Raw genomic sequence first — 19,768 nt, forward strand, 5'->3', positions numbered from 1 at the left:
ACCCCTCGCCGGCGTCGGGCAACCGGTCACCATCAGATAGCCAATCGGATGATGCCGAGCCCTCGGCTGCCTCCCTAAGCTGGAACGATCATGTGTGCACAGAGCCAGCCCTCCGGAGTCCGCGGGATACTCGCGCCCGTCGCCCGGCTCGATCTCTGGTTGCACGTCGTGCTCGTCGTCCTTGTTGTGACGTCCGCGGTTCGCTACGTCATGCGGCACGGCCTCGGCCTGACGGGAGTGCTCGTTCTCCTTGGTGCCGTGGGGCTCGTTCTTGCCTATTCCGCGCGATCTCTGCTGCCCGGCCGAGTGTGGTGGCCCGCGACTTGGGTCACCGGGATCGTCGTGCTGTGGACCGCGCTCACGATCGCGGCGCCGTCCTTTGCGTGGTGTGCGGTCCCGGTCGCGTTCGCGGTCTTGCGCATCATCCCGTTTCGCCCTGCCACGGCCGTTGTCGCGCTCATGACCCTGGTCGTGGCTGGGTCGTGGCTGCGGATCACCGGCACCTTCGACCCGACTCTGATCGCCGGTCCCTTGGGCATCGCGCTCGTGACCACGATCGCCTATCGGGCTCTCGAACGGACGCAGGCCGACCTCGCCGAGGAACAGCATCGCAGCGGCGTTCTCGCCGAACGCACGCGGCTGTCGCGCGACATTCACGATTCGGTGGGGCAAGGATTGTCGAGCATCAACCTGCTCCTCCAAGCCGCGGAACAGTCCTGGACGACCGACCCGCAGGCCTCCCGCGAGCACGTCGGCACCGCTGCCGCGACGGCACGAGACGGACTCGACGAAGTGCGGCGCGTCGTCCGCGACCTCGCGCCCGCTGACGTCTCAAATGTCGAATCCGCGCTCGGACAGGTTGCGCGGGAAGCTGCACTCGGCTTCCCGGTCGAGGTTCGAATCGACGGCACATCGCGACCCGTGCCGCCTGCCGTCGCGTCGGCGCTGGTCCGGACTGCGCGTGGCGCACTTGCCAACGTCCGCGAGCACGCCGACGCGAGCCGTGCCGCGGTGACACTCACCTATCACGCCGACGAAATCCGGCTCGATATTCGGGACGACGGTCGCGGATTCAGGCCCGCGAACATTCGCCCCGACGGACTTCGAGGTCGAGGCTTGCGCGGAATCCGCGAGCGTGCCGAACAACTGGGCGGTCAGGCTGAGATGGAGAGCGCGCCGGGCGAGGGCGCGACCGTTTCCGTGCGATTCCCCTTGGAGGATCGATGATCACGATCGTCATCGTCGACGACCACCCCGTCGTACGCGCGGGACTTCGCGCGCTCGTCGACGGACAGGCAGACCTCTCGGTCGTCGGCGAGGCGGACGGCCTCGAGAGTGCGATTTCCGTCGTCGGCGAAGCGACTCCTGACGTCGTTCTCATGGATCTGAGCCTCGGCCATGCGGCGGTCGGTGGTGCGGATATCACCGCCCGACTGCGTGCTCTTCCACATCCGCCCGAAGTCCTTGTCCTGACCACATACGACACCGAATCCGACGTCATCCGCGTGCTGGAATCCGGAGCACGCGGCTATCTGCTGAAGGACACCCCGCCGGCCGATCTTTTCGCCGGGATCCGGGCTACCGCTCGCGGCGAGACCGTCCTGGCGCCAACGGTCGCCGCGACGCTGGTCCGACGGACGGTCGCCCCCGCAATCACCGAACGGGAAGTCGAAGTCCTCCAACTGCTGTCGAAGGGCCTGGGCAACAAGGAAATGGCTCGGGAACTGTTCGTTTCCGAGGCGACGGTGAAGTCGCACCTTTCGCACATTTATACGAAGCTCGGCGTCGATACCCGAGCCGGCGCCGTTGCCACCGCGATCGAACGGCGGATCATTCGGGCTTAGGCGTCTGTGGTCCGTTAGGGTGCGAGAGTGACGGTAACCGAGGCCTCTCCAGTCGAGAAGTTGGTGAATCTCGGCCGTCGCATTCTCGGCCTCGACGTCACGGGTTCCGAACACACGGTCGCCGCGCTCCACGGCCTCGAACCCGATGCTCCGGGCCTTCTTCCGCTCGAAGTCAAACAGCTCCGACGCATCCGACTGTTCGGTGCGACGGGTGCGGTCCTCATGGCAATCGGAGCACTGGGCGCGGGCGCTCAGCCGGTGCTCCAGAACCCGGTCGCCGGCATGCGCCTCCTCGGCCTGCCCGCCCGCATGCTCACGACCGCGCTGACCACGACGATCACCGGCACCGTCATGGTCGTCCTCGCGTGGCTCCTGCTCGGACGCTTCGCGCTCGGCATCCGGACGGGTCGCCGCATGACCCGATCGCAGCTCGACCGCACGCTCCTGCTGTGGATTCTGCCGCTGAGCGTCGGCCCGCCGATGTTCAGCCGCGACGTCTACTCGTACCTCGCACAGAGCGAGATCGCCGCGCGTGGACTCGATCCGTATGCGATCGGCCCCGGGCCGGCACTCGGCCTCGACAACGTTCTCTCGCGCACGGTTCCCACGATCTGGCGGGACACTCCGGCCCCCTACGGCCCGCTGTTCCTCTGGATGGGTGAGCGAATCTCGTCGATCACGGGCTACAACATCGTGCCCGGAATCCTGCTGCACCGAGCTCTCGCGCTGATCGGCCTGGCGATGATCGTCTGGGCGCTCCCCCGGCTTGCGCGCCGCTGTGGAGTCGCACCGGTTGCCGCACTGTGGTTGGGTGCGGCGAACCCACTCGTGCTCTTTCACCTCGTCGCGGGCGTGCACAACGAAGCGCTGATGATCGGCTTCATGATGGCCGGATTCGAGATCGCCCTGCGCGGTCTGGACTCGGCGCACCCGCTACGGGGAAAACCTCTCCTGCTCCTGGTCAGCGGCACAGTACTGATGTCTGCGTCCACGATGATCAAGATCACCTCGTTGATTGCGCTCGGATTCCTCGGCATGGCCTTGGCGCGCAAGATCGGGCGCGGCTTCCTCGGGGTCGTCATCTCCGCGGCGATCTTGCTCGCGATATCCGCGGTCGTCATCGCCGCGATCAGCGTCGGCACCGGTCTCGGCATGGGCTGGGTGAGCACGCTCAACACCGCCAGCGCCGTCCGAAGCTGGATGTCGTTGCCGACCGCCGTCGGTGTCATCACCGGATTCGGCGGCGTTCTCCTCGGACTCGGCGACCACACGACCGCTGTCCTCGGCCTCACGCGACCGATCGCGGCCGCGGTTGCCGCGTTCGTGGTCATGCGAATGCTCGTCGCCACGTACACCGGCCGACTGCACCCCGTCGGAGCACTCGGTGTCTCGTTCGGCGCGATGGTTCTGCTGTTCCCGGTCGTGCAGCCGTGGTACCTGCTGTGGGGGGTCATCCCACTGGCCGCCTGGGCCACGACACCGGCGTTCCGCGTTCCGACTGTGGTGTTTTCGACGATCGTCGCGGTGATCCTCATGCCGAACGGTGCCGAGTTCAAACCGTTCGTCATCGTCGAAGCGGCGATCGCCGCCATCTGCGTCATCGGCGTGATCATCATCTCGACGGTCAACCGACTGCCCTGGTCGAGCCACGCGATTCCTGAGGCCCAGGTAAGCGAGACCGAGCATGAGAAAACCGCCGACGCTGCTCGGCTACCCTGATTGATCGTGAACAATGCTCCAGCGGTGCAGCTGAGCGGCGTCGTCAAGAAGTTCGGTGCGATCACCGCCGTCGATGGTCTTGATCTCGAACTGCCGCCGGCGAAGGTCCTCGCCCTGCTCGGCCCGAACGGTGCCGGGAAGACGACGACCGTCGAGATGTGCGAAGGCTTCGGTCGTCCGGATGCCGGCGAGATCCGCATTCTCGGACTTGACCCGATCTCCGAGCGCGCCAAGCTCAAGCCGCGGATCGGCGTCATGTTGCAGGGTGGCGGTGCCTACCCGGGTGCCCGCGCGGCCGAGATGTTGCAGCTGGTGGCGTCCTACAGCGCCAACCCGCTCGACCCCGAGTGGCTGCTTCGGACGCTGGGGCTCAACGACTCCCGCAAGACTCCGTACCGTCGCCTCTCCGGTGGTCAGCAGCAGCGACTTTCGCTCGCCTGCGCGATCGTCGGCCGCCCCGAACTCGTCTTTCTCGACGAGCCGACCGCCGGCCTCGACGCGCAGGCCCGGCTGCTCGTGTGGGACCTCATCGACGCCCTTCGCCGCGATGGTGTCAGCGTGCTGCTGACGACCCACATGATGGATGAGGCCGAACAGCTCGCCGACGAGATCGTCATCATCGACCACGGCAAGACCGTCGCGTCCGGTACGCCGGCGGAGATCACCACGCGCGGCGCCACCGGGCACCTGCGCTTCACCGCACGTCCGAAGCTCGACCTCGCCAGCTTGCGCAGAGACCTCCCGGGAGACTTCACGGTCGCCGAGAACTCCCCCGGGACGTATCTCGTCGACGGTGAGATCACGCCCGCTGTCGTCGCCGCGGTGACCGCGTGGTGTGCCCGGATCGGCGTCCTCGCCACCGACATCCGGGTCGACCAACGTCGCCTCGAAGACGTCTTCCTCGAACTGACCGGCAGGGAGCTGCGCGGATGACCAACCGATTCGCCCCGGACACGTTCGCCGCTGACCCGCGGCCGAGCGCGCCGTTCAAGATGCTGGCGGCGCAGTCCCGCCTCGAACTGAGGCTGTTCCTGCGCAACGGCGAGCAGTTGCTGCTCACGATGCTCATCCCGATCACCATGCTGATCGGTCTCACGTATCTGCCGATCGGCGAATTCGGCGACCACCGCATCGACAAGATCGTGCCGGCCACGCTCATGGTCGCCGTGATGGGAACCGCCTTCACCGGCCAGGCGATTGCGGTCGGATTCGACCGCCGCTACGGCGCGCTCAAGCGACTCGGCGCCACCGCACTGCCGAGGTGGGGAATCATCGTGGGCAAGAGCGTCGCGGTTGCCGGAGTCGTCGCGATTCAGGTGCTCGTTCTCGGCGGACTCGGGTTCGCCTTGGGCTGGCGGCCCAGCATCGGCGGACTCGTCCTCATGCTGATCTTCGTGGCGATCGGCACCATCACGTTCTCGACGATGGGACTGCTGCTCGGCGGCACGTTGAAGGCGGAAATCGTTCTGGCCCTGGCGAACATCCTGTGGTTCGTCATGCTCGCGATCGGCAGCGCGGTGTTCGCGACCGAATCTCTGCCGACCGGCCTGGAGATCGCTGCCCGACTCATCCCGTCCGGGGCTCTGGCGGAATCGCTCACGCAGGCGTCGGTCAACTACGCGATCGATGCATTGGGGCTCGTTGTCCTGCTGATCTGGGCGTCGATCTGCGGTACTCTCGCCGCCCGAACCTTCCGATTCGAGTAGTGAGATGAACGCCTTCTACCGAGTTCTTGACCGCTTCCCCAACCCGACACTTCGCATCCAGCAGATCATTGCGATCGCCGTCATCGCGACGCAGGCCGGCATCGCCGTCACGGGTTCCATCGTTCGCGTGACCGCGTCCGGGCTCGGCTGCCCCACGTGGCCACGGTGTTTCCCGGGCAGCTTCACGCCGGTCCGGATCGCCGAGGTGCCGGTGTTCCACCAGGCGATCGAATTCGGTAACCGCATGCTGACGTTCGTCGTCACGATTGCCGCCGGCCTCATCGTTCTCGCTGTACTCCGCGCTCGCCGTCGTCGTGAGGTGCTGGTCTACGCGTGGCTCATGCCCGGTGGAACCGTTGTGCAGGCCATTCTCGGTGGAATCACCGTCCGCACCGGACTGCTGTGGTGGACCGTCTCGATCCATCTCCTCGTATCGATGGCGATGGTGTGGATCGCCACGGTCATGTACTTCAAGATCAGTGAGCCGGACCAATCGGTGATGCAACCGGCCATGCCGCGACCGCTACGTGCCCTGACGGCGCTGACTGGCGTGGCTTTGGCCTGCACTCTCGTCGCCGGCACTCTCGTCACGGCCGCCGGTCCACATGCGGGTGACAAGGACATCGTCCGCACTGTCCCCCGCCTCCAGATCGAGATCGTGACGCTCGCTCACGTGCACTCGCAGTTCTTGACGGGCTATCTAGCGCTCCTCGTCGGACTCGGGTTCGGGCTCGCAGCAGTCGGAGTGTCGAAGCTCGTGTGGCGCCGACTGTGGATCGTCGTCGGACTCGTCGTCGTTCAGGCGTCGATCGGCCTCATCCAGTACTTCACCGGCGTGCCGGCCGCCCTGGTGGCGCTGCACGTCGCCGGCGCCGCGCTGTGCACGATCGGCACCGCTGCTCTGTGGTGCTCCGGAACCGAACGCGCTTCGGAGACAGTCACTACCGCGCGGACGGAACTCACCGCAGTCGGGTAAGACTGGACACATGCGTGCGATTCAAGTTGCCGAAAACGGTGGCCCTGACGTCCTGAAGCTCGTCGAATTGCCGGATCCCGTGCCGGGTGACGGGGAGCTCGTCGTTCGAACCGAAGCGATCGGCGTCAACTTCATCGATACGTACTTCCGGACCGGCGCCTATCCGAAGCCCGTCCCGTATGTCCCGGGCAGCGAAGGCGTCGGCATCGTCGAGACTGTCGGCCCGGGCAGTTCGTTCTCACCCGGCGAACGTGTCGCGTGGGCCGAGGCAAATGGCAGCTACAGCGAACTCGTCGTCGTGAGGGCGGCCAGCGCGGTTCCGGTCCCCGCCAACCTGCCTGCCGAACAGGCCGCGTCCGCGCTCCTGCAGGGCATGACCGCCCACTACCTCATCAACTCCGTCTACCCCGTAGCCGCCGGCGACACGATCCTCATGCATGCGGGTGCGGGCGGCGTCGGCCTCATCCTCACCCAGCTCGCAGTGGCCAAGGGTGCTCGCGTCATCACGACGGTGTCCAGCGATGCGAAGGCCGAACTGTCCCGACAGGCCGGCGCATTCGAAGTCCTCCGCTATACCGATGACATCCCCGCCCGGGTGCGTGAGCTCACCAACGGCGAGGGCGTCGCGGCCGTGTACGACGGCGTCGGCAAAGACACCTGGGAAGCGAGCCTCAAGTCGGTTCGGGTGCGCGGCATGGTCGCCCTGTTCGGCGCCGCGAGCGGCAAGGTCGACCCCATCGACCCGCAACGACTCAACGCTCTGGGCTCGGTGTTCCTGACCCGTCCGAAGCTCGGGGACTTCACACGGAATCGCGACGAACTCCTCTGGCGGGCCGGCGATGTTCTCAACGCGATGTCCGAGGGAACGCTCGACATTCGGGTCGGTGCCAGCTATCCGCTAACCCAGGCCGCGCAAGCCCACCGCGATCTCGAAGGCCGAAAGACCACGGGATCGATCGTCCTGGTGCCGTGAGCGAGTCGACAAACACGGCTACTTCGTCGCAGTTTCCATTCCCCTTCGCTCTGCTCGCCCCTTCTCCGTATTCTGGCCACGTGACCGGACCGTCCAAAGCTGACCTGCTTCTCGATGCCCTCGTCGATCACTGGCGTAATCAGCTGACCGGCGACGCCCTCACGGCATTCATCGAACGCGAGATCGACACGGCACTGCACACGGTCGGCCAACTGACCCTCGATCAGGTCGTCACGCCCGAACAAGTCACGGCCACGGCGTTGAAATACGCGTCGCAGTGGACGATCGAGGGGTCAATCCCCGAACTCGTCGGGGAGATCGCGGCACGCCTCTACGAGACGACGTCACATGACGCAGTTCCGCTCCGGAACGTGTTCGATCAGAACCAGATTCAGGAGTTCACGGGAAGCCTCATCGCATTGCCCGCGTTTCGACGACTGATCTACGAGAGCCCCCTGACACGGGAATGGGCCGTCGAGCTCATCTGTCAGGCCGCCGGCTCGACGGTGCTCGCGAGTCGCATCAAGGCCGAGCAGGTGCCCGGACTCGGTTCGGTTCTCAGTGCCGCAGAACTGCTCATGAACCGGTTCGCTCCCGATACCCGGCTCCAGGCGGAGATCCGAATTCGCGAACTCGCCGAACTCGTGGTGACGTACTTCCAGAACCGCGGCGGCCGTCCGATGGACGACACCGCGCTCGCCGACGCCGCCGTCGATCTCTGGGCCGAGCACGCGGACACCCCAATGAGCGAGATCGGCCAGATGGTCACGCCGGACGACGTCGAAGACTTCCTGGTTCTGGCCTTCGAGTTCTTCTTCCGCTTCCGCCAGACCGAGTACTTCCGCAGCGTCGTGAGCGAAGGCGTCCAATACTTCTTCGAGAAGTACGGCACCTGGACGCTGGCCGACCTCCTCGAAGACATCGGTGTCGGCCCGGACGACATGGCCGAAGAAGCCCGTCGATATGCCCCGCCGATCATCGACCTTCTCGTCCACAACGGACAGTTCGACGCGATCGTTCGCCGACTTCACGCCGGTTTTTTCGAGTCCGATCGGGTGCAGCAGATTCTGGCGTAACCGCCACTTGCGCAAGATGGTTGGCAGTTCAACTATCTTGATCTTGCTTTGTGCGTATTGTCCGTTCTTCATAGGACACGACGAAGTGAGGCACCTATGCCAAATCATCGGAAACGGTCCGTGGGCAAGCATCGTCCCACCCATCAACCGCTTCGAATCACCGCAAGCCATACCGGAGCCACCCTCGCCATCGGGGCGATGGCGGCGTGCACTTTCACCTACGGCGCGGCGGCCCCCGCCAGCGCGCTGATCTGCGGCGCAACCGCGGGACTGAAGATCCAGCTCGGCGCCGACTCGCAATGTTCGGCGACCGGGCCCGGTGCGATCGCCCTCGCGATCCTTCCCGGCAGCAACGCCACCGCCGACGGCAGCGGCAACACCGCGCTCGCGATCGGCTCGAGTACGGCCGCCGCGGAAGGTGGTTCCGGCAACCACGCGACTGCGATCGGTATCGACAACACCGCTGCCTCAGCCGGCGGCGATGGCAACAACGTCACTGCGATCGGTGTCGGCAACACCGCGTTGAATGTGTTGGGTAGCAACAACAACGACACGGCGATCGGCGTCGGGAACCTCGCGCACAGCACGGGCGTGCCAGCGCTGGGCAACGAGACGATCGGCACCGACGCCTCGGGCAACGGCAACACCAACACCGCGCTCGGACTCGCGAACGTCGCGGGCTCCACATTCGGCAACAACAACCGGAACACCGCAGCCGGAGCACTGAACGTCGCCGAGAGCGTCGGCACACCTGGTGCACATTCCCCGGTCCTGAACATCACCCCGACCGGCGACAACAACACGAATTCGGCGCTCGGAATCGGCAATGTGGCGGCGACGGCGCTCGGCAACAACAACACGAACACCGCCGGCGGCATCCTCAACCAGGCGATCACCGCGGGCTCGCCCGGAACCGAGGTACCCGGTCTCGGACCCAATGACCCGCCAATCTTCACCGTCACTCAGACCGGAAGTGGAAACCACAACACGGCACTGGGCGTGGCAAACACGACCGGCACGGTCCTCGGCAATAACAACAACAACACCGCGATCGGCGCTGCGAATCAGGCCTTCACGGTAGGCACGCCAGGAGCGACCGGAACTGTCCCGATCCTCGGCACGCAGGTCAACATCGACCCCACCGGCAACGGCAACAACAACACGTCCGTCGGGCTCGGAAATACCGCTGGCACGGTCCTCGGCAACGACAACAACAACCTCGCGGGCGGACTGGGCAACCAGGCTGCCACCATCGGCACCCCGGGAGGCCAGATCACCGATCCGCTCACCGGAACCACGATCACCTTGGACCCGACCGGGAACGGCAACACCAACACCGCACTCGGCGCGAACAACCTATCCGGCACCGCGCTTGGCAACGACAACAGCAACAACGCGTGGGGCTTCGGCAACGAGGCGTACACGCTCGGCACGCCGGGTGCATCCGTCGACCTACCGCTGCTGCCCCCGGTGACCCTGGACCCGACGGGCAACAACAACTCCAACAACGCGTGGGGCTTCGACAACACCGCAGGTTCGCAATTCACCAACGGGAACAGCAGTTCGGCGTTCGGGTTCAATCAGTCCGACGTCCAGACCGGGACCCCCGGCGTCGACATCGGCGGAAGTCAGGTGCTCAACAGCGTGCCGAACGTGATCCCGGGTGGCGGGAACATCAGCATCCCGAACTTCAACGTGCCGAGTTTCCCCTAACCATAGGAGGCATCGGGGAGCATCGCGGGGCACGGCTGGTACGGCAGCGTGGCGACTTCGAAGTGCCACCACTCGTTGAGATAGCGGCGGCATAGCCCGTACTTGTTGCCATTCCGCTCGAGCCACCGCGCGCCCTCGATCGGCCGAACGTCGATGGCCCGGCCCTTGACGTGCGCGGACTCCGCCGGCGGTAGGACCCATCGTCTTGCTGCCTGCGGCGATCCGTACTCGGCGACTCCCTGCTGCCACAATGCCTGCTGCTGTGCCCACGTCCGGTGGCCCGAGGTGATCGCGAGCGGCACATGCTGCTTGGCGGCATCCTGCTTGGCCAGCGTGTACGCGAACTTCACCACCGGATTGAGCCCGTCGGTCTCCGACTGGACATTGCTGACGAGCTGCACATCCGGCTGCTGCGCAGGCGCGAAAAGCACCGCAGCCGCCGCCGCGGCGACGAGCATCGACAATGGAAGTCGGGCCATGCGATCTGATAGTGCCTGGTCAACGTCTCATGGCGGTCGCAGGTTGCCGACGATTTGGTGCTCCGCTGACGCCGTCATCGAAATAGCGAGCTGACCTCGCCGGCAGAGCACGGAATCGTTTTGCAACGGGATCCGGAACTTGGGCGCGAGCCGCATTCACCGTTTCCATGGTCGGAATGCACGACATCGAACGGATCGCAGCCGCCAACGGAGGCGTGATATCGGCGAAGCAGCTGCGACAGTGCGGAGTCAACTACAAGACGGTCCGAAAGCTCTGCGAAGGCAATCTCGTCGCGATCCGCAAGGGCTGGTACCAGACGCGTACCGCGGACACCACCGTCGTGACCGTTGTTAAGGGCGGCGGCGTCGTCAGTTGCATATCCGCCCTGCGCCACCTCGGGGTTTGGGTACCAAATACCGCACACGACACGCACGTTCGATATCCGGCGCATCAGCGACGCCCCGGTCGGCACTGCCATCCCTATAAATCGAATCCCCCGATCAACTCGGCGATTGATACGGCCGAGGTGGCACTTGGGGCGGCGGCCAACTGCCTCGAGCCGGAAGACCTTGTCGTCGTGTTGGATTCGATGCTCAACAAGCAAATGATCGAGATGGCGGACGCGCGAACAATCGTTTCCGATTCACCCCATCCGAACTACCTGGCTGACCGATGTGACCGGCGTGCCCAATCCGGACTGGAAACGATCGTCCGACTCCGACTGCGTGAGCTGGGCATCCAGCTCGAAATCCAGGTGCACATCCCGGGTGTCGGTTACGTCGACCTTCTGGTTGGTCAGCGACTCGTGCTCGAGACCGACGGTAAGGAATTCCACGAAGACCGCGACCACGACTACCGTCGCGACCTCGCATTGCACGCACTCGGATACTTGCCCGTGCGACTCAGCTATTCGCAGGTCATGGACGACTGGCCGAACACTCGCGACGCGATCCTCGCGTTGATTCGCCGGCGCGACCACCTTCGCTGAAAACGGTTCGGTGCTCCTCTGGGTCCGTCATCGACATATTTCGATGACGGCGCCGGGAGAGCACCGAACCGTCAAGCAGTTAGCGGTTCCGCTCGATTACCTCGCGCGCGGTGCTGACGACCTTGTCCGGAGTGAAGCCGAACTTGGTGAGCAGGGCCCCCAGCGGAGCCGATGCACCGAACGTCTCCATGCCGATCACCGCGCCGTCGATTCCGACGTAGCGGTGCCAGCCCAACGTCGAAGCCTGCTCGACCGCAACGCGTGCGCGGACGCTCGGCGGCAGAACACTGTCTCGGTACTCCTGGCTCTGCTCCTCGAAGAGTTCGAGGCACGGCATGCTCACCACGCGGGCGCGGACGCCTTCCGCGGTGAGCTGCTCGTATGCCTTGACCACGAGGTCGACCTCAGAACCAGTACCCATGAGGATCACCTCGGGGTCGTCCGCGGAAGCCAGAACATAGGCGCCCTTGGTCATTCCCGATGCCGGCGCGAAGACGGTGCGGTCCAGGGTCGGCAGGTTCTGGCGCGAGAGAATCAGCGCGACCGGCTCGTGCTTGAGGTTGGCGATGAAGCGCCACGCCTCGACGACCTCGTTCGCGTCACCCGGCCGGATCGTGTAGATGCCCGGGATCGCCCGCAGAGACAGCAGCTGCTCGACCGGCTGGTGGGTCGGGCCGTCCTCGCCGACACCGATCGAGTCGTGCGTGAAGATGTGGATCGACGGGATCTCCATGATGGCCGAGAGGCGGATCGCGCCACGCGCGAAGTCGGAGAAGATCATGAAGCCCGACCAGAACGCCCGGAGCTTGGAAACTGCCATGCCATTGATCGCAGTGGCCGCCGCGAACTCACGAACACCGAAGTGCATGTTGCGACCGGCGTAGTTGTCCGCCTGGAAGTCGCCGAGGCCCTTCATATAGGTCTTGGTCGAGGGGGCCAGGTCAGCCGAGCCGCCGACGAGCCATGGGTAGTTCTTGGCGAGCGCGTTGAGCACCTCACCCGAGGACTGGCGGCTCGCGATGCCCTTCGCATCTGCCGGATAGACCGGCAGATCGGCATCCCAGCCGTCGGGCAGTTCGCGCTTCTGCATGTTCTCGAGCTGCGAGGCGAGGTCAGGGTACTCGGCACGATAGGCCTCGAACGCGGACTCCCAGGCCTCGCGCTTCGACTTGCCCCGCGCACCGATGCCGTTGTTGAAGTTGTCGTAGACGCCGTCCGGAACGAAGAACTGCTCGTCCGGCGGGAAGCCGTAGAACTGCTTCGTGCCGGCGATCTCTTCGACGCCGAGCGGTTCACCGTGAGCTGAGTGGTGATCCTGCTTGGTGGGCGCACCGTAGGCGATGTGGCTGTCGACGATGATGAGCGTCGGACGGCCGGTCTCGCGCTTGAACGTGCTGAACGCGCGGGACAGCATCTTGAGATCATTCGCGTCGCCAACACGCTGCACGTTCCAGCCGTAGCCGACGAATCTGGTGGCGACGTCCTCGGTGAAGGAAACGTCGGTCGAGCCCTCGATGGTGATCTTGTTGTTGTCGTAGATCCAGCACAGGTTGTCGAGTTGGAGGTGCGCGGCGAGCGAGGCAGCCTCGGACGCAACGCCTTCCATCATGCAGCCGTCACCGCCGAGGGCGTAGACGTTGAAGTTGTAGAGCTCGTGGCCCTCTTTGTTGTAGTTCGCGGCGAGCCACTTGCTCGAGATCGCCATGCCGACGCTCGTGGCAAAGCCCGTGCCAAGCGGTCCGGTGGTGCACTCGATACCTGAGGTCCAGCGGTACTCGGGGTGGCCCGGGCAGCGCGAGTCGAGTTGCCGGAACTTCTTGATGTCGTCGAGCGACACCGAGGCCTGACCGGCGGTTTCGTACTTGTAGGTGACTGCCTGCACGTTGGTGAGGTGCAGGATCGAGTACAGCAGCGTCGACGCGTGTCCCATTGACAGGACAAATCGGTCGCGGTTCGGCCAGATCGGGTCGCTGGGGTCGAAGGCGAGATGGTTCTGCCACAGTTCGTAGACCACCGGAGCCATCGCCATCGGCGTGCCGGGGTGGCCTGAATTCGCAGCCTGGACGGCATCCATGCACAACGTGCGGATCGTGTTGACGCTGGTCGTATCGATATCGGTCTGGACAACCGTTGAAGTCATGATTTCCCCGTCAGGATTTCGAGATTTGCACACTTGTTGCCCATCGTGACGCAGGTCACGTCCCAGTCGCGGGAGAACCGGGAAATCGACCGTATGCCGGACGGTGGACGCCGATACGCCCGATGACGCGAATCCGAAATTGCCCGAAACGGACAGGTCGCAACGGCGGATAATTGATTCGAAGAACCTCGGAACTTTCCCGTTGGTAGCGGCATCTACCTAGTACCGACAGAACGCTTTGATAGGAGTCCAGATGTACATCAACGAGGCCGCGACCGACACGACGACCACCGAGCCCCAGACCTCCACCCAAACCGGCACCACGGACGCCAACACCACGACGTCCTACACGACTCCCGGTGGCACCGAGATGTACGACTCGGACGGCAACGGAATCATCGACACCGTCGGTTACGACACCAACGCCGACGGAGCGGTCGACACCGTTCTCATGGACACCGACGGTGACCAGGTTTCGGACACGATCGTCCAGGACACGAACCACGATGGCCAGGCGGACCTCATGGTCGAGGACACCGACCACGACGGGTGGGTGAACAACCTCTACACCGACACCGACGCGGACGGAAACCTCGACACGGTGGCGAGCGACACGGACAACAACGGCACCTTGGAGACCGTGCAGATCGATGAAGACGGCGACGGCATCCTGGACGTCTCGGTGAGTGACTTCAACGCCGACGGTACGGCTGACGTCGTCCTCCTCGACACCAACGCAGACGGCGCATACGACACCGCATACGCGGACACCGACGGCGATGGAGACCTCGAGCAGGTCGATTTCCAGGACTAGTAATCGTCGGAATCGTCGTCGTACGAATCGTCGTGGTCATGCCCATCGTCGTGATGGTGGGCATGGTCCACCTGGTCGTCATCGTCATTCGACGTCGAACCGAACGACCCGTCCTCATCATCGGCGTCCCACTCGTCGTCGACGAGGTAGTCGTCGGCTGGCGGAATGAGCGCGACGTCCGCGAGGGGCGTACTCGGGTCGGTCGCGTAGGAGATCATCGACTCGAACACCGACGCCGGGATGTCGCCGACCTCGCCGAGCATCGCGCCCAGGTCCGCGTCGCTGAATTCGTCACCGTAAGCCATGAGGTCAAGCTCCTGCCCGGAGCTTTGTGAGCTCCTCCAAAAGCATTTTGCGGGCGCGGTTCAGTCGCGTTTTCACCGTTGCGACGGGCACTCCTTGATGCGCCGCGATGGCGTCATAGGTGAGATCACCGACTTCGCGCAGGACGATCGCCTCCCGGAACTGATCAGGCAGGGCGCGCAACGCGACCTGAACCATGTCCCGATCGGCGACGCGATCGCCAATGTCCGGGCCGCCGGCATAGTCCGGCACCTCATCGACCGGCACCTCTCGCCGCTTTCGCACCACCGCGAGTGCGGCGTTGGCCGCGATTCGGTACAGCCAGGTTCCGATCGCCGAGTCACCACGGAACTTGTCCAGGTTCTGCCAGGCCGCGACGAGCGCGTCCTGCATCGCGTCCTGCGCATCGTGTTCGTTTCCGGTGATGCGCAGCGTCACTGCCCACATCGGACGACGGTGCGTGGCAACGAGTTCCGAGAACGCGCGGGTGTCTCCCGACTGGGCGCGCGCGAGAAGACTGGCAACGCTGTGATCGTCCACGACTCCCCCGTATCTCGCACCCCGACAAGTTGCCCCGATCCTAACTTTCTCCCTGGCCAGCGGTTCACGTGACTCGAAGATCGAGGTTCGGGGCAATCAGCACATCCGATACTGTTATGTCACTTGAATACGACATATTTCGCCAATTTTCGTTGAGGTGATGGTGACCCGAAGCGGCCAATCCGGTGCGGACGTCGACCCGCTCTTGCAACGAGCATGGCGACTGTGCGCCGAAGCTGAACCGCTGCTCGGTTTCGAACACCAGCGCGCGATCGCCGAGTTTCAGCGCATCCTCGAGGCTCCCGTTCGTGCTGCCCTGGTGGGCCGCGTGAATTCGGGTAAGTCGACGCTGGTCAATGCCCTCGTCGGACAGAGTGTGGCGCCCACGAACGCCACCGAGTGCACGCGGGTCGCGACCATCTATCGCAATGGCATGCCCGCCCGCGCGGTGGTGGCCGGGACTGATGGTGCCCAGGCGACCATTCCGATCGGCGATCGCCTGCCCGACAACCTTGGCCGGCCCGTCGACAAGATCAGTCACATCGACGTTTTCCTGCCCAACGCGGCGCTACGCAGCCTCGAACTCATCGACACCCCGGGTACGTCGGGCCACGGTGGCAACGCGGCGCCGACGACGTCGAGTGGCACCGCCTTCATGACCGGCGCCGACGGACCGGATGTCGTGTTCCTGCTGTTCGACGGCGTGCTGCGACCGGACGATCTCGAACTCTTGCATGCCATCGGCGCGAACCGCGCGAACACCTTCGCGCTGTTGTCGCACTCGGACAGTTACGGTTCCGGCCCCTTCGGCGGCTCGGACCCGATCGACGACGCCACGAAGAAGGCCGACGAACTGGCCGCACAGCACCGCGACAAGTTCTGCCAGGTCGTCGCCGTTTCCGGACTCCTTGGTGAAGCCGCTCTGACCGGCTCATTCCGGGAGCAGGATGCTCGCGTCCTCGCCTCGCTCGCCGATCTCGACCCGTTCGAACTCAGCATCGAACTCGCTTCGACCGAAGACAGCGCGATCATCGAACTCCTCGAGCGCATCGGTGAGTACGGCATCGTCAGCAGCCGCCCGATGGCGAAATTCGGCGCGCACGCGGTCATCGAACACCTGCGGAAGCGATCCGGGATCGCCGAATTCATCTCCACGGCCCGGCCCATCGTGCGCCGGCGCGCCAACCTGCGGCGCGTGAAGAACCTGCTCGAATCGCTTCGGGTGGCCGCCCGCCACGCCCCGCGTTCGGCCGAAGTGTTGGCGCTCATCGACGCCGCGGAAATGGATCCGGCGTTCCACGCATTGCGCGAACTGCGTGCCATGGATCTGATCCTGCGGTGGTCCCCCGCCCACCCACTGGTCGCCGAACTCGACAAGGCCATCAGTGGCGACCCCGCATTTGCACTGGATCTGCCCGTGTCGACGCCGGTTTCCGAACTCGCGGCGGCAGCGATGCGCAAGTGCGGCGAGACCCGGACCCGCCGACTCATCGCGCGCTCGGCTGCCGAAGGCGAAGTCCTGACGGTGCTCGAAAGGTCGTATCAACTGTTGGCCATGCGCCTGCAGGGGGCGGCGTTCGCATGACGATCCCCAGCACGGATGCCAAGAGTCGCGAGGCAGACCTTCGGCACGACCTTGCGGCAGTGGCCGAACTCCTGGTCAAGCACGGCCTCGGCGACTTCGCCGCCCGCAGCCAAACGCTCCTCGATTCGCCGAGCGCCTTTCCGGCCATCGTCGTGACCGGCGAGGTCAACCGCGGAAAGAGTGCACTGGTCAACGCATTGATCGGCGTCGCGCTGTCGCCCGACAGTCAGGACTTCAGCACGTCCGTGCCACTGAAGTTCACGCGGCCACGGATCGACCTCCCCGCCGGCAGCGCACTCCTGATCTTCCCCGACCGTCCGGCTCGCCTGATCGGGACCGAAGAGTTGATCAACTGGACCACGACCACCGGATCCGAGGTGTCCGATTCGGACCGGATCGACGTACCGGTCGCCGCGGAGGTCGCTGTCGACTCCGATCTCACGCACCGAACGGACATCGTCGACACCCCCGGTCACGGCGCCCTCGCCCGCAATGACGCGGCGTCGCTTCGTCGCACGGTCGGCGATGCCGGAATCCTCATCTTCGTGTGCGACTCGACCGCGCCGATTTCCAAGCCCGAACTCGAGTACCTGCAGGTGGCGAGCCGCGATGTCGAGTCGGTCATCCTCGTGATGTCGAAGATCGACACGAACATGCGGTTCTGGCGCACGATCGCGACCGAGAACGAGCGCCTGATCCGCACGCAAGCCCCCAGCATCTCGTCACTCTCGGTCCTGGGGGTCTCGAGCGTGCATGCCCGGCATGCCCACCTCATGCCGCCGGGTCCACGGCGGGACGCCGTGCTGGCAGCGTCGGGTATCGCCACGCTGTATCAACGCCTCGACAACCTCATCGCCGACACCAAGAACACACCGACGCGGCGGGCAGTGCGCGTCGCGCGGGCCGGCCTCGAAGAACTGTCGTCACGGATGACCGCCGAGCGCGCGTCCGTGGAAAACGTCGAGTCGGCGGAGCGGTTCGAGACCCTCAAGAAACAGCTCATGGCGTTGGAGGGCGCGCAGAAATCGGGAACGTGGCGCGAGAAGATCCAGCGCGATTTCCGATTGCTGCAGCGCGACCTGAACCGCGAAGTCGACAAGGGCCTCGACGAGTTGAAGGAGAAGTGGCTCCGGCGCACCGACGAGACCACGTTCCAGTTCCTCAAGCGGTCGTCGCAACTGTTCGTCGGTGAGATCACCGCCGACTTCGAGAGTGTGCTTTCCACAGTCTCCACGGAATTCACGGCCGGACTCAAGCGCATTGGGACCGATCGCAAGATCGAAGGCACCGAGCAGTACGCCGAGATCGGGCGGCTGACGATCCCGGAGAAGGATCTGCGTTTCACCGAGGGACTGGTCGACCCGCAGACGATCATGATCGGCGGCGGCATGATCACGACCGCGGCGGTCAGCGCCAGCGCGGCAGCCTTCGTGGCACTCCCCGTGAGCGGCATCGCCCTGGGCGCCGTGATGGCCTACAAACGGATCAAGCAAGGCCGCAAAGCGCACATGGACTGGATCAACTCGACGTCGATGACGCTACGGAAGCAGATCGCCCTCGAGATCGACGAATCGATCGACACCGGCCGCTCGGCAATGACGGAGACGTACCGCAAACTGCTCATCACCCAAACCACGCGCGTCCGGCGAGAGCTCAAGGCCATCGAGGATGCGCGCGCGGCGACCGCGGCGGAGCGGGCGGACACGATCGCGCAGCTGGATCAGTCGATCGAACACATCAAGGGCCGTATTCGCGCACTTGACCGTCACCTCGTGCGCGAGGGAGACGGCCGCGCCGGGCCCTGCTGAGAGCCACCTCCGACTCCACCACTGCCGATGCCCGGCCCGTCCGGCATGTCCTTGAATTCAGTGGGTTTAGGCGAGGTGGTGACGCCCGGGAGTGCCGGGTCTTGACCTTCGTGGATCGGCGAATCTCCAGCCGGCACCGACGTCGTGACCGCGACGGACCCGGACACCGCATCGGTCGCCACCGACGACGGTGACAACAGCAGAAGCAGCGCGGACACAAACGCGATGGCTGCCGCGAGACCCGTGGTGATCGTGAGTGACGACGATTTCATGGCAGCTCCTCCACGTTCGTGGGGTAGGTCCAGACCGTTACCTGGGCCGGACGCACGACATGACCTCGATGGCTCCAGCCGGGGCGCACGATCTCGGCGATCCGGTGCTCGAGGTCCGCTCGCGCGGCGGGCGTCGTCGCGACCGCTTCGTGGAGGTGTGGATCGAAGACGTCGCCGGGTCCGGCGGGGATCTCGGTCACCGACAGCTGTCCGAGCACGGAACGCAACTGCGGCCGCACCGCTTCTCCCGCGGTGTCGTAAACCCCGACGAGACTCGGTATCACGGCATCCGTGGATTCATCCGGGCCTGAGTGGTCGTGACTGTGCGTCTCTGGGCGGGTCCACCATTGCCACAGACAGGCGCCCAGAACCCCGGCACTCACGGTCAGGGTGAGAACGAGAATGACGCGGATCAGCTCTCCAGCGAGAATCGCCATCGTGGTGCTCCTTCCTCAGTTTTTAAGGAACTTCGCTCATCCGTGTGATGCCGGCGGGAACGTGAAAGTTCCCGCCGGTGTCAGAAATCGTCGAAATCTGTGTCATCGTCGTCGAGGCCGAGGTCGTCGTCATGAAACGACTCGTGGTGGTCGTCCGATGAGGCGTCGCTGTCGTCATCGGGCCCCCAATCGAGAACGTCGAGACCATCATCTCCCCAACCGAACAAGGCATCGGGCACAAGCGCTGGATTCACCAGCGGGGTCAGCGGGTCCGAGATCTTGTTCATGACCTGGGTCCAGAGTCCCGTCGGCGCATCGCTTACATTGCGTAGGAGCTCACGAACCAGCGACTCCGCGTCGCTGCTGCCTTCGTCGAATATCACTGTCCGCTCCT

At 64.8% G+C, this 19,768-nt stretch carries 20 protein-coding genes; 13 read left to right on the forward strand and 7 right to left on the reverse strand.

The annotated features are described in order from the left end of the window. Nucleotides 1-90: 90 nt before the first annotated feature. From F600_RS0120725 to F600_RS0120765, 9 genes are all read left to right on the forward strand, one after another. Nucleotides 91-1,227, forward strand: coding sequence for a sensor histidine kinase (locus F600_RS0120725; RefSeq protein WP_051090858.1), 1,137 nt, complete (start codon nt 91-93; stop codon nt 1,225-1,227). Further along, nucleotides 1,224-1,844, forward strand: a complete 621-nt coding sequence (locus F600_RS0120730) for a response regulator (RefSeq protein ID WP_018162572.1) — start codon at nt 1,224-1,226, stop codon at nt 1,842-1,844. Before F600_RS0120725 ends, F600_RS0120730 begins: the two co-directional genes overlap by 4 nt. Nucleotides 1,845-1,907: 63 nt before the next feature. Continuing rightward, the gene (gene mptB, locus F600_RS0120735) at nt 1,908-3,563 is read left to right on the forward strand and encodes a polyprenol phosphomannose-dependent alpha 1,6 mannosyltransferase MptB (protein WP_169518418.1); all 1,656 of its coding nucleotides are present in this window, start codon (nt 1,908-1,910) and stop codon (nt 3,561-3,563) included. After that, nucleotides 3,564-4,496, forward strand: a complete 933-nt coding sequence (locus F600_RS0120740) for an ABC transporter ATP-binding protein (protein ID WP_018162574.1) — start codon at nt 3,564-3,566, stop codon at nt 4,494-4,496. Then, a complete protein-coding gene (locus F600_RS0120745; RefSeq protein WP_018162575.1) occupies nt 4,493-5,269 on the forward strand; it encodes an ABC transporter permease in 777 nt (258 codons plus the stop codon). The genes F600_RS0120740 and F600_RS0120745 overlap by 4 nt, the downstream gene beginning before the upstream one ends. 4 nt (nt 5,270-5,273) lie before the next feature. After that, nucleotides 5,274-6,245 carry a COX15/CtaA family protein gene (locus F600_RS0120750; RefSeq protein WP_018162576.1) on the forward strand — a complete coding sequence of 324 codons (972 nt, stop codon included), beginning with the start codon at nt 5,274-5,276 and terminating at the stop codon, nt 6,243-6,245. Between the two features lie 10 nt (nt 6,246-6,255). Further along, the gene (locus F600_RS0120755) at nt 6,256-7,218 is read left to right on the forward strand and encodes a quinone oxidoreductase family protein (protein ID WP_018162577.1); all 963 of its coding nucleotides are present in this window, start codon (nt 6,256-6,258) and stop codon (nt 7,216-7,218) included. A gap of 80 nt (nt 7,219-7,298) precedes the next feature. Further along, on the forward strand, nt 7,299-8,294 hold the full coding sequence (locus tag F600_RS0120760; protein ID WP_018162578.1) for a hypothetical protein: 996 nt from the start codon (nt 7,299-7,301) through the stop codon (nt 8,292-8,294). A 120-nt stretch (nt 8,295-8,414) separates the two neighbouring features. After that, nucleotides 8,415-10,007 carry a beta strand repeat-containing protein gene (locus F600_RS0120765; RefSeq protein WP_018162579.1) on the forward strand — a complete coding sequence of 531 codons (1,593 nt, stop codon included), beginning with the start codon at nt 8,415-8,417 and terminating at the stop codon, nt 10,005-10,007. Here F600_RS0120765 and F600_RS0120770 read toward each other — a convergent pair. Continuing rightward, nucleotides 10,004-10,486: a D-alanyl-D-alanine carboxypeptidase family protein gene (locus F600_RS0120770; protein WP_018162580.1), complete on the reverse strand. Its 483-nt coding sequence runs from the start codon at nt 10,484-10,486 to the stop codon at nt 10,004-10,006. The genes F600_RS0120765 and F600_RS0120770 overlap by 4 nt on opposite strands. A gap of 176 nt (nt 10,487-10,662) precedes the next feature. Here F600_RS0120770 and F600_RS0120780 point away from each other — a divergent pair, with 176 nt between their 5' ends. Beyond that, entirely contained in the window at nt 10,663-11,475 is an 813-nt protein-coding gene (locus F600_RS0120780) for an endonuclease domain-containing protein (protein WP_026306782.1), read from the forward strand. A gap of 79 nt (nt 11,476-11,554) precedes the next feature. Here the strand turns inward: F600_RS0120780 and tkt are convergent, their stop codons facing one another. After that, a complete protein-coding gene (gene tkt, locus F600_RS0120785) occupies nt 11,555-13,615 on the reverse strand; it encodes a transketolase (protein ID WP_018162583.1) in 2,061 nt (686 codons plus the stop codon). 253 nt (nt 13,616-13,868) lie between these two features. Here tkt and F600_RS30740 point away from each other — a divergent pair, with 253 nt between their 5' ends. Then, nucleotides 13,869-14,429 (forward strand): hypothetical protein, encoded by a 561-nt coding sequence (locus F600_RS30740; protein ID WP_018162584.1) that lies wholly within the window; start codon nt 13,869-13,871, stop codon nt 14,427-14,429. Here the strand turns inward: F600_RS30740 and F600_RS0120795 are convergent. Together F600_RS0120795 and F600_RS0120800 are read right to left on the reverse strand one after the other, a co-directional pair. After that, nucleotides 14,426-14,734, reverse strand: coding sequence for a hypothetical protein (locus tag F600_RS0120795; protein WP_018162585.1), 309 nt, complete (start codon nt 14,732-14,734; stop codon nt 14,426-14,428). The genes F600_RS30740 and F600_RS0120795 overlap by 4 nt on opposite strands. Nucleotides 14,735-14,738: 4 nt before the next feature. Continuing rightward, on the reverse strand, nt 14,739-15,272 hold the full coding sequence (locus F600_RS0120800) for an RNA polymerase sigma factor (protein WP_018162586.1): 534 nt from the start codon (nt 15,270-15,272) through the stop codon (nt 14,739-14,741). Between the two features lie 160 nt (nt 15,273-15,432). Here F600_RS0120800 and F600_RS0120805 point away from each other — a divergent pair, with 160 nt between their 5' ends. Together F600_RS0120805 and F600_RS0120810 are read left to right on the forward strand one after the other, a co-directional pair. Then, nucleotides 15,433-16,857 (forward strand): GTPase, encoded by a 1,425-nt coding sequence (locus tag F600_RS0120805; protein ID WP_018162587.1) that lies wholly within the window; start codon nt 15,433-15,435, stop codon nt 16,855-16,857. Then, the gene (locus F600_RS0120810; protein WP_018162588.1) at nt 16,854-18,665 is read left to right on the forward strand and encodes a dynamin family protein; all 1,812 of its coding nucleotides are present in this window, start codon (nt 16,854-16,856) and stop codon (nt 18,663-18,665) included. Before F600_RS0120805 ends, F600_RS0120810 begins: the two co-directional genes overlap by 4 nt. On the opposite strand, the gene F600_RS0120815 is transcribed toward F600_RS0120810, so the two are convergent. The 3 genes from F600_RS0120815 to F600_RS0120825 all read right to left on the reverse strand — a co-directional run bounded on the left by F600_RS0120815 (nt 18,623) and on the right by F600_RS0120825 (nt 19,757). Beyond that, entirely contained in the window at nt 18,623-18,937 is a 315-nt protein-coding gene (locus tag F600_RS0120815; RefSeq protein WP_018162589.1) for a hypothetical protein, read from the reverse strand. The two genes, F600_RS0120810 and F600_RS0120815, sit on opposite strands and share 43 nt — an antisense overlap. Then, nucleotides 18,934-19,374, reverse strand: a complete 441-nt coding sequence (locus tag F600_RS29235; RefSeq protein WP_018162590.1) for a nucleotide exchange factor GrpE — start codon at nt 19,372-19,374, stop codon at nt 18,934-18,936. Before F600_RS29235 ends, F600_RS0120815 begins: the two co-directional genes overlap by 4 nt. Nucleotides 19,375-19,454: 80 nt before the next feature. Then, entirely contained in the window at nt 19,455-19,757 is a 303-nt protein-coding gene (locus tag F600_RS0120825) for a hypothetical protein (RefSeq protein WP_018162591.1), read from the reverse strand. Between the last annotated feature and the right edge of the window lie 11 nt (nt 19,758-19,768).

This window comes from Smaragdicoccus niigatensis DSM 44881 = NBRC 103563 (assembly GCF_000380645.1).
GTDB lineage: Bacteria > Actinomycetota > Actinomycetes > Mycobacteriales > Mycobacteriaceae > Smaragdicoccus > Smaragdicoccus niigatensis.